Origin of the sequence: Butyrivibrio sp. XPD2002, assembly GCF_000423945.1 — a bacterium.
In the GTDB taxonomy this organism is placed as follows: Bacteria; Bacillota; Clostridia; order Lachnospirales; family Lachnospiraceae; genus Butyrivibrio.
Genome location: NZ_AUIY01000020.1, coordinates 101,020 through 109,700, shown reverse-complemented (window position 1 = coordinate 109,700; position 8,681 = coordinate 101,020). Strand labels below are relative to the sequence as shown.

General features: G+C 44.2%; 5 protein-coding genes. 2 read left to right on the top strand and 3 right to left on the bottom strand.

Features of this window, described 5'->3' with window-relative positions; all coding sequences use genetic code 11:
• Nucleotides 1-370: 370 nt before the first annotated feature.
• Both G587_RS0111845 and G587_RS0111840 read right to left on the bottom strand, forming a co-directional pair.
• Nucleotides 371-1,261 (bottom strand): carbohydrate ABC transporter permease, encoded by an 891-nt coding sequence (locus G587_RS0111845; RefSeq protein WP_242830078.1) that lies wholly within the window; start codon nucleotides 1,259-1,261, stop codon nucleotides 371-373.
• A 102-nt stretch (nucleotides 1,262-1,363) separates the two neighbouring features.
• Nucleotides 1,364-2,272 carry an ABC transporter permease subunit gene (locus tag G587_RS0111840; protein ID WP_035786505.1) on the bottom strand — a complete coding sequence of 303 codons (909 nt, stop codon included), beginning with the start codon at nucleotides 2,270-2,272 and terminating at the stop codon, nucleotides 1,364-1,366.
• 231 nt (nucleotides 2,273-2,503) lie between these two features.
• On the opposite strand from G587_RS0111840, the gene G587_RS0111835 reads away from it, so the two are divergent.
• On the top strand, nucleotides 2,504-4,495 hold the full coding sequence (locus G587_RS0111835; protein ID WP_026492416.1) for a right-handed parallel beta-helix repeat-containing protein: 1,992 nt from the start codon (nucleotides 2,504-2,506) through the stop codon (nucleotides 4,493-4,495).
• 343 nt (nucleotides 4,496-4,838) lie between these two features.
• A complete protein-coding gene (mgtE, locus tag G587_RS0111830; protein WP_026492415.1) occupies nucleotides 4,839-6,194 on the top strand; it encodes a magnesium transporter in 1,356 nt (451 codons plus the stop codon).
• A gap of 51 nt (nucleotides 6,195-6,245) precedes the next feature.
• Here the strand turns inward: mgtE and pflB are convergent, their stop codons facing one another.
• Nucleotides 6,246-8,510: a formate C-acetyltransferase gene (gene pflB / locus G587_RS0111825; protein WP_026492414.1), complete on the bottom strand. Its 2,265-nt coding sequence runs from the start codon at nucleotides 8,508-8,510 to the stop codon at nucleotides 6,246-6,248.
• Between the last annotated feature and the right edge of the window lie 171 nt (nucleotides 8,511-8,681).

Here is an 8,681-nt window from a genome sequence, read left to right as displayed (position 1 = left end):
TAGCTTCCCCACCTTCTGTGGTCTCTGTCTTTGTGTCAGTACCGCCTGCGGCCTGGTCAGCACCTGTGCTACCGCCACATCCGGCAAGCATACTTACAGTAAGCATTGCTGTAAGTGCCAGAGATGAAAGTTTTTTAAGTTTCATTTTTCATTCCTCCTTTTTTATAAACCCTTAGACAGGGTAAATTAACAATAATAATTCCAGCTTCATAAGGAAGTTCCGCTCTCGCTAAGGAAGTTCCGCTCTCGCTAAGGAAGTTCCGCTCTCGCTAAGGAAGTTCCGCTCTCGCTAAGGAAGTTCCGCTCTCGCTTCGCTCGCCGGAACGACCATTCTCACTAAGTTCGAAAGAACCTCACTAAGTGATAATGGTCAGCCCTTCACTGCACCAATCATAATTCCCTTTACAAAGTATTTCTGGAAGATCGGGTACACAAGCATGATAGGGAGTACGACGATAACAGTGATTGTCATACGCACACTTGTGGTAGTCTGTGCTGTTGCTGCAGCTGCTGCAAGGGATGCTGTACTTGAAGTACTCTGTGCCAGTGATGCAAGTGAGCTTGCCTGATTCAGGTACTGGTAAAGCACGAACTGCAACGGATAGAGCTTTGTATCTGTCATGAGGAGCAATGTATCCTGGAAAGCGTTCCACTGGCTTACAGCTGAGAAAATAGCAACTGTTGCCATGATGGGCTTGATTACAGGAATGATGACTCTGAAGAATACTGTAAGTACTCCGGCGCCATCCATCTCTGCTGCTTCCTGAAGCTCCTTCGGAACTGACTCAACGAAGGTCTTTGTAAGTATCAGGTTGAAGGGTGATACTATTGCGGGAAGTATGTATCCCCAGAAGTTGTTGGTCAGATGCATTGTCTTCATAACCAGGTACCACGGAATGATACCAGCGTTGAAATACATTGTTGCAACAACTACTCTGTACCAGAACTTTCTCATCCACATCTTTTCCTGAGTGAACATGAAGCCAAGGAATGCTGATGCGAAAACTGTAAGGCCTGTACCAAGAACTGTTCTCATAAGAGATATCTTGAATGCCTGAGGAAGTCCCTCGATTCTGAATGCTGATATGTAGTTGTGGAAATGAATCTGCTGAGGAACAAAAAGGATGTCACCTCTCGCACTGATATCATTCGCACTTATTGTGTTTATAACTATGTAATAGAAAGGATACAGGCACAGGAACGCTGCTATTGCAAAAATGATATAGCATATAACTTCTACTGCGCGATCTCCTGCACTCATTCGTATCTTGGACTTTTGGTTTGTCTTTGTATTATTTGAATCCTTCATTGATTTCACCGAATTTGTCATTGTATGTGTTATTGCCATAGCTTCCACCTCCTATTAAAGAATGCTCTCGCCACGAATGGACTTGGAGGCTCTGTTAACTATGAATAAAAGTACGAGACTGACAAGACTCTTCAGCATACTGATCGCTACTGAAACTGAGTAACCGCCACTACCCATAGCCATGTTATAAACATACAGGTCAAGAACCTGAATATAGTCTTTGTTAAATGCGTTCTGGAATACGTAATACTGCTCCATTCCGTTGTTAAGGAAGTTGGCAACATTTAATACCAGAAGTACAAAGTATGTAGGAAGAAGGCTCGGAATTGTGATATGCCATATAACCTGCATTCTTGTAGCACCGTCTACCTTAGCTGCCTGAATGAGCTCGTCATCAATACTTGAAATTGCAGCTATGTACATGATCGCTGCCCATCCAAGGTTTTTCCATGTGAGCCACAGCCACTGTGTGAACCATACATGTGATGATGACTGAAGGAAAAGAATCGGCTGACTGATAACTCCCATCTTCATAAGGAGTGAGTTCATCATACCGGTACTGTTAAACAGTGAGAACGCTATTGAGTAAACCATAACCCAGCTGACGAAGTTAGGAAGTGTTGTTACAGTCTGTACAAACTTTCTGAACTTAACGCCTCTGATCTCATTGAGAAATACTGCGAACAACATAGGAAGCCAGCTCGTTCCAAGAGTAAGTCCACTCATCGCAAATGTATTTTTAAGTACCTGGATGAGCTGTTTTACCTTAACATCTGTGCTGACCAGTGATGAAAACCACTTAAATCCGACAAATGCACTCTGTGCCAGCGTCTTTGGCGGCTTGTAATCATAGAATGCATACAACCAACCGTATAGCGGGTAATAACAGAACAGTAATACCAACACTATAAACGGAAGTACTAACAGGAAAAGTTGAAATGAATAAGCTTTTTTCTTTGTCAAATTGCACCTCCCCAGTTTATCTCTCAGACAAGATAAACAAATTTAATTCACATTAATACTAGACTTTCACATTACCTACGGCTATTCATTTATTGTCATATTGCATATAATTATTGCTATCGCAGCTAAACTTTTATGCAAATTATTGACATGAGCATCCGTAAATCGTACGATGAATCATATTTTATACAATCCATCATTTGTTTTTACATATTTATTGGGAGGAAATGTATGATTTACTATGTAGATGCCAATGCTTTTCGCGGGGGCGATGGAAGCGAAAAAGCACCTTTCAGGCAGATTAATGAAGCAGCAAAAATTGCCAAAGCCGGAGATGAAGTAATCGTAAAGCCCGGAATCTATCGCGAGCGCGTTGTTCCGCAGAATGCCGGAGAAGAAAACGCAAGAATTACATATCGTTCTGAGGAGCCTTTAGGCGCTGTTATAACCGGTGCTGAGCTCATCACAGACTGGAAAAAGGAAAAGGGCGGCATATACAGTGCCCGCATCAACAACGCCATTTTCGGCGACTTTAATCCTTATATTGAACGCGTATATGGTGACTGGTATTTCTCACCAAAGATCCGTCACACAGGTTCTGTTTTCATCAATGATCTCATGATGTATGAGACCGACTCCCTTGCAGAATGCAAGAAGGGCGAGCCGGATCCCTTCGCATGGCATCCTGACGAAGCAAAGTATCTGTGGTACACAGAGCAGGACGGCGATGAGACCGTTATCTACGCTAACTTCCAGAAGCTTGATCCCAACAAGGAAAAGGTTGAGATCAGCGTTAGAAGAAACTGCTTTATGCCCGATGAGAACGGTATAAATTATATAACCGTAAGCGGCTTTGCCATTAACAAGGCAGCTACAACCTGGGCTCCGCCTGCTGCATATCAGGATGGTATGATCGGACCTCACTGGAGTAAGGGCTGGATCATCGAGGACTGCGAGATCAGCAACAGCAGATGCTGTGGTATCTCTCTCGGAAAATATTACGATCCCGAAAACGACATGTACTTTACCAAGAACCATGTAAAGAGCCCTACACAGATGGAGCGCGATGCAGTTTGCCGCGGTCAGTATCATGGATGGCTCAAGGAGAACATCGGTCATCACATCATCAGACGCTGCCACGTTCACCACTGCGAGCAGACCGGTATCGTAGGTCGTATGGGCGGTGTATTCTCAACAATCGAGGATTGCCACATTCATCATGTATGTAACTCACAGCAGCTTGGCGGCGCAGAGACTGCCGGAATCAAGCTTCACGCTGCTATCGACGTAACCATCAGAAGAAACCACATCCACAACTGCATCATGGGTGTATGGCTCGACTGGCAGGCACAGGGTGCCAGAATCTCTCAGAACCTCATGCATGACAACTGCAGACCTGATGGCATCGACCAGGCTCCCGGAGCAATGTTTAATACTGATGTATTTATCGAGGTTGGTCACGGACCTACCCTTATCGATAACAACCTTCTGCTCTCACCTGTATCAATCACTATCCCCAGCGAGGGTATCGCTGTTATCCACAACCTGGTACTTGGAAGCTTCAGCCTTATCAACTCCGGTGTAGACAGCATTGTAAATGATCAGAGAGAGCCCAGATATACTCCTTATCACATCCGTCATCGCACAGAGGTTGCAGGCTTTATGACTATCCTTCACGGCGACGACAGAGTATACAACAACATTTTCGTTCAGCAGTACAAGGTAACTGACAAGAAGAAGACAGCTCAGGATGCTGACTACCAGGTTGTAGGAACCGCACCCTTTGATATCTTCCCCACCTACGAAGAGTGGGCAGATCAGTTTGACTTCACCAAGCACCCTGACATGGGCGGCCTGGCAAAAGCTCACTTTGGCCACCTTCCTGTATGGATTGACGGAAACGCTTACTTCGACGGAGCAACTGTTTATAAGAAGGAAAAGAACAAGCTTGTTGATAAGAAGTCCAAGGTATCCGTTACCGTATCTGAGAAGAAGGGCAGCTGGTATGTAAAAACTGATGTCTTTGACAGGCTCGGCGACTTTACCTGCAATATCCTTACAACTGAAGCTCTCGGAAAAGCCTTTGAGCCAGAACAATACTTCGAAAATCCCGATGGAAGTCCTATAACATTCGATGCGGATTACTTCGGAGCACACAGAAATCCCGCTGCTATACCGGGACCTTTTGCCAAAGCTCCCGCAAAAGAAATAAAAGTATTTTAAAACATTTGTAGATTACTCTCATTATCTACATCTGATACAAAAATAGCCCTGCAAAATGCAGGGCTATTTTTGACATAGTTCTCACATCCAATTAAAGGAGCTATTTTTTATCGTGCCATTTTGCTTCAAAATGTGATAAACTATAGTGTGTTCCAAAAGTTTCTAAAAGCGATATACGTTTTTGACTGGCTTCCGGAACAATCATTATATATAAATCCCGCATATCGGGAAATCTCCAAAAGAAAGGTGGTGGTTTTATGAAGAAGATTAAACATGCAAGTAGCGATAATCCTCTGCCTCGAAGTACAAACTTAATAGAAAACCACACCGAAAGGAGATTTCCATGGAAGAAAATACAATCATTGACGTAATCCGTGAACTCCTTGAGAGCAAGCAGTATACCAAGCTTCGTCAGACATTTGCCGAGATGAATACTGCGGATATCGCTGCGATCATGGACGACATGGAAAATGAAGATTCATTAAAAATGTTCCGCATCCTGCCTAAGGACATGGCTGCGGATGTATTTGCCAACCTCGAAATTGAGGATCAGCAGTACATTATTCAATCTCTATCCGATAAAGAAGCAGGGAACATCATCGATAACCTGATGGCCGATGATGCTACTGACCTTTTGGAGGAGATGCCTGCAAGTATAGTAAAGAAAATTCTTGCGAATGCAAGGCCTGATACAAGGGCTGATATAAATCATTTGCTTAGATACCCTGAGGACTCTGCCGGTTCTATCATGACCGTGGAGTATGTAGACCTCAAGGAATACATGACAGTTGAGCAGGCTATAGCCAGAATAAGGAAAATGGGCCTTGATTCTGAGACTGTAAATACCTGTTATGTTGTTACAAATCAGAGAATCCTGGTTGGAACCGTAGCCCTTCGTTATTTGCTTATCAAGAATGGCGATGAGAAAATCGGAGACATCATGAATACCCACGTCATTAGTATCAATACTATGACTGACCAGGAAGAAGCTGCTAACATGTTCAAGAAATACGACTTCACCGTGATGCCTGTGGTTGATAACGAGAATCGCATGATCGGTATCATCACCATCGATGATGTTGTCGACATCATTGAAGAAGAGGCTACCGAGGATATCGAGAAAATGGCAGCTATCATCCCTTCCGATAAGCCGTATTCGCGTATCGGAATTTTGGATGTGTATAAAAACAGAATGCCCTGGCTGCTGTTTTTGATGATAAGTGCGACCTTTACCGGAGCAATAATCACCAAGTTCTCCGATGCCCTATCGGCATACGTAGTACTTACGGCTTATATACCAATGCTGATGGACACCGGCGGTAATGCAGGCTCACAGGCAAGCGTTTCAATTATTCGTAGCTTATCACTTGGCGAGATAGAATTTGCAGATTTGTTTAAGGTTTGGTGGAAGGAAGTGCGAGTAGCCGTACTTTGCGGTGTTACTCTTTCAGTAGCTAACTTTGTCAAACTGCTAATTATCGACAAGCTTGAAATTCAGGTGGCTGCTGTTGTATGCCTGACACTTGTACTTGTTGTTATTATCGCAAAGAGTATCGGATGTCTACTGCCTATGTGTGCAGACAAGCTAGGCTTTGACCCTGCAGTAATGGCATCGCCTATGATCACAACCATTGTTGATGCAATTTCTCTTTTGGCATACTTTACAATCGCAACACAGCTTCTGCATTTAGCCGTTTAAAAAAAGGATGTCGCTTTCGCGGCATCCTTTCTTTATTATTCAATATTTTAATTACATTGACTCGTGGCATGTTCTGTTGATAACGTCCATCTGCTGCTCTCTTGTGAGGTCTATGAACTTAACAGCGTAACCAGATACACGGATTGTGAAGTTAGCATACTCAGGCTTCTCAGGATGCTCCATAGCGTCCTTAAGCTTCTCAACACCAAATACGTTTACGTTGAGGTGGTGTGCTCCCTGATCGAAGTATCCGTCCATTACGTTAACGAGCTTCTCAGCACGCTCCTCATCGTCGTGGCCAAGAGCACCAGGGTTGATGGTCTGTGTATTTGAGATACCATCAAGAGCATACTCGTAAGGAAGCTTAGCAACTGAGTTAAGTGAAGCAAGAAGTCCACTCTGCTCTGCGCCGTAAGCCGGGTTAGCACCAGGTGCGAAAGGTGCAAATGCAGGTCTTCCATCCGGAAGAGCACCTGTAGCCTTACCATAAACTACGTTTGAAGTAATTGTAAGGATAGATGTTGTAGGCTCTGAATCTCTGTATGTGTGGTTCTTCTTAACCTTCTTAAGGAAAGTCTTAAGGAGCCATACAGCGATCTCGTCTGCTCTCTCATCATCGTTACCATACTTAGGGAAGTCACCCTCGATCTGGTAATCAACAACAAGACCTGACTCATCACGAACAGTCTTAACCTTTGCATACTTGATAGCGCAGAGTGAATCTACAACGTGTGAGAAACCTGCGATACCTGTAGCAAATGTACGACGTACATCTGTGTCGATAAGAGCCATCTCAGCTGCCTCATAGTAGTACTTGTCGTGCATGTACTGAATGAGGTTAAGGATATTTACATAGAGGCCTGCAAGCCAATCCATCATAAGATCGTACTTGTGCATAACCTCGTCATAATCAAGATACTCAGATGTGATAGGAGCCATCTCAGGACCTACCTGCATGTGGTTACCCTGCTTGTCAAGGAACTTCTCGTCCTTACCGCCGTTGATAGCGTAAAGGAGACACTTAGCAAGGTTAGCTCTTGCACCGAAGAACTGCATCTCCTTACCTGTCTGTGTAGCTGATACGCAGCAGCAGATGCTGTAGTCATCGCCCCATACAGGTCTCATAACATCATCGTTCTCGTACTGGATTGAAGATGTTGTAACAGAGATCTTAGCTGCATACTTCTTGAAGTTCTTAGGAAGTCTTGAAGAATACAGTACTGTAAGGTTAGGCTCAGGTGAAGGTCCCATGTTCTCAAGTGTGTGAAGGAATCTGTAGTCGTTCTTTGTAACCATGTGACGACCATCCATACCAAGTCCACCAACCTCAAGTGTAGCCCAAACCGGGTCACCAGAGAAGAGCTGGTTGTAGCTGGGGATACGTGCGAACTTAACCATACGGCACTTCATTGTAAGGTGATCGATGAGCTCCTGTGCCTCAGCCTCAGTAAGTGTACCCTCCTTAAGGTCTCTTTCAATATAAATATCAAGGAATGTAGAAACACGTCCAACTGACATTGCAGCACCGTTCTGTGTCTTGATAGCTGCAAGGTAGCCGAAGTATAACCACTGAACTGCCTCTCTTGCGTTATTAGCAGGCTGTGAAATATCAAAGCCATAAACTGCAGCCATCTCCTTCATGCCACGAAGTGCACGGATCTGCTCTGCAATCTCCTCACGCTGACGGATAACATCATCAGTCATAACGCCGCATCCGCAAAGTGAGAAATCTTCCTTCTTCTGCTCGATAAGGAAGTCGATACCGTAAAGAGCTACTCTTCTGTAGTCGCCTACGATACGTCCACGTCCGTATGTATCCGGAAGACCTGTAACGATGTGGCTGTGACGAGCTGCCATCATCTCAGGTGTGTAAGCATCAAATACTGCCTGGTTGTGTGTCTTGTGATACTCAGTAAAGATCTTGTGGAACTTCTCGTTTACCTTGAAGCCGTATGTATCAGCAGCCTGCTCAGCCATCTTGATACCACCATAAGGCATGAATGCTCTCTTAAGAGGCTTGTCTGTCTGAAGACCTACAACTGTCTCAAGATCTTTCATAGACTCATCGATATATCCAGGGCCATAAGCTGTAAGGCCGGAAACAACCTCTGTCTCACACTCAAGAACGCCACCGTTAGCGCGCTCTTCCTTCTGAAGCTCCTGTAATCTGCCCCAGAGCTTATCTGTAGCTTCTGTAGCATCAGCAAGGAAACTCTCGTCTCCTTCGTACATAGTGTAGTTGTTCTGGATAAAGTCTCTTAAGTTTACTTCGTCAGTCCACTTATTTCCTTTAAATCCTCTCCACTGTTCTCTCATAAAATTTTACTCCTCTCTTTTGTGAAAAAACGATACCGCCCTCGGATCTATTGCAAGTTGCAACAGCAACGTAATAAGAAAGAATTTTGTGCCAAAAATCGCAAGCCACAACATATTGTATATTGGTAAAGCCTCGACACAATATGTATTTCTGCCTTATGACACCAATTC

What these genes read in the sequence shown, in the direction of transcription:
- pflB (WP_026492414.1), bottom strand. Translation starts at nt 8,510, where the DNA reads ATGAGAGAACAGTGGAGAGGATTTAAAGGAAATAAGTGGACTGACGAA.
- G587_RS0111845 (WP_242830078.1), bottom strand. Translation starts at nt 1,261, where the DNA reads ATGAGTGCAGGAGATCGCGCAGTAGAAGTTATATGCTATATCATTTTT.
- mgtE (WP_026492415.1), top strand. Translation starts at nt 4,839, where the DNA reads ATGGAAGAAAATACAATCATTGACGTAATCCGTGAACTCCTTGAGAGC.
- G587_RS0111835 (WP_026492416.1), top strand. Translation starts at nt 2,504, where the DNA reads ATGATTTACTATGTAGATGCCAATGCTTTTCGCGGGGGCGATGGAAGC.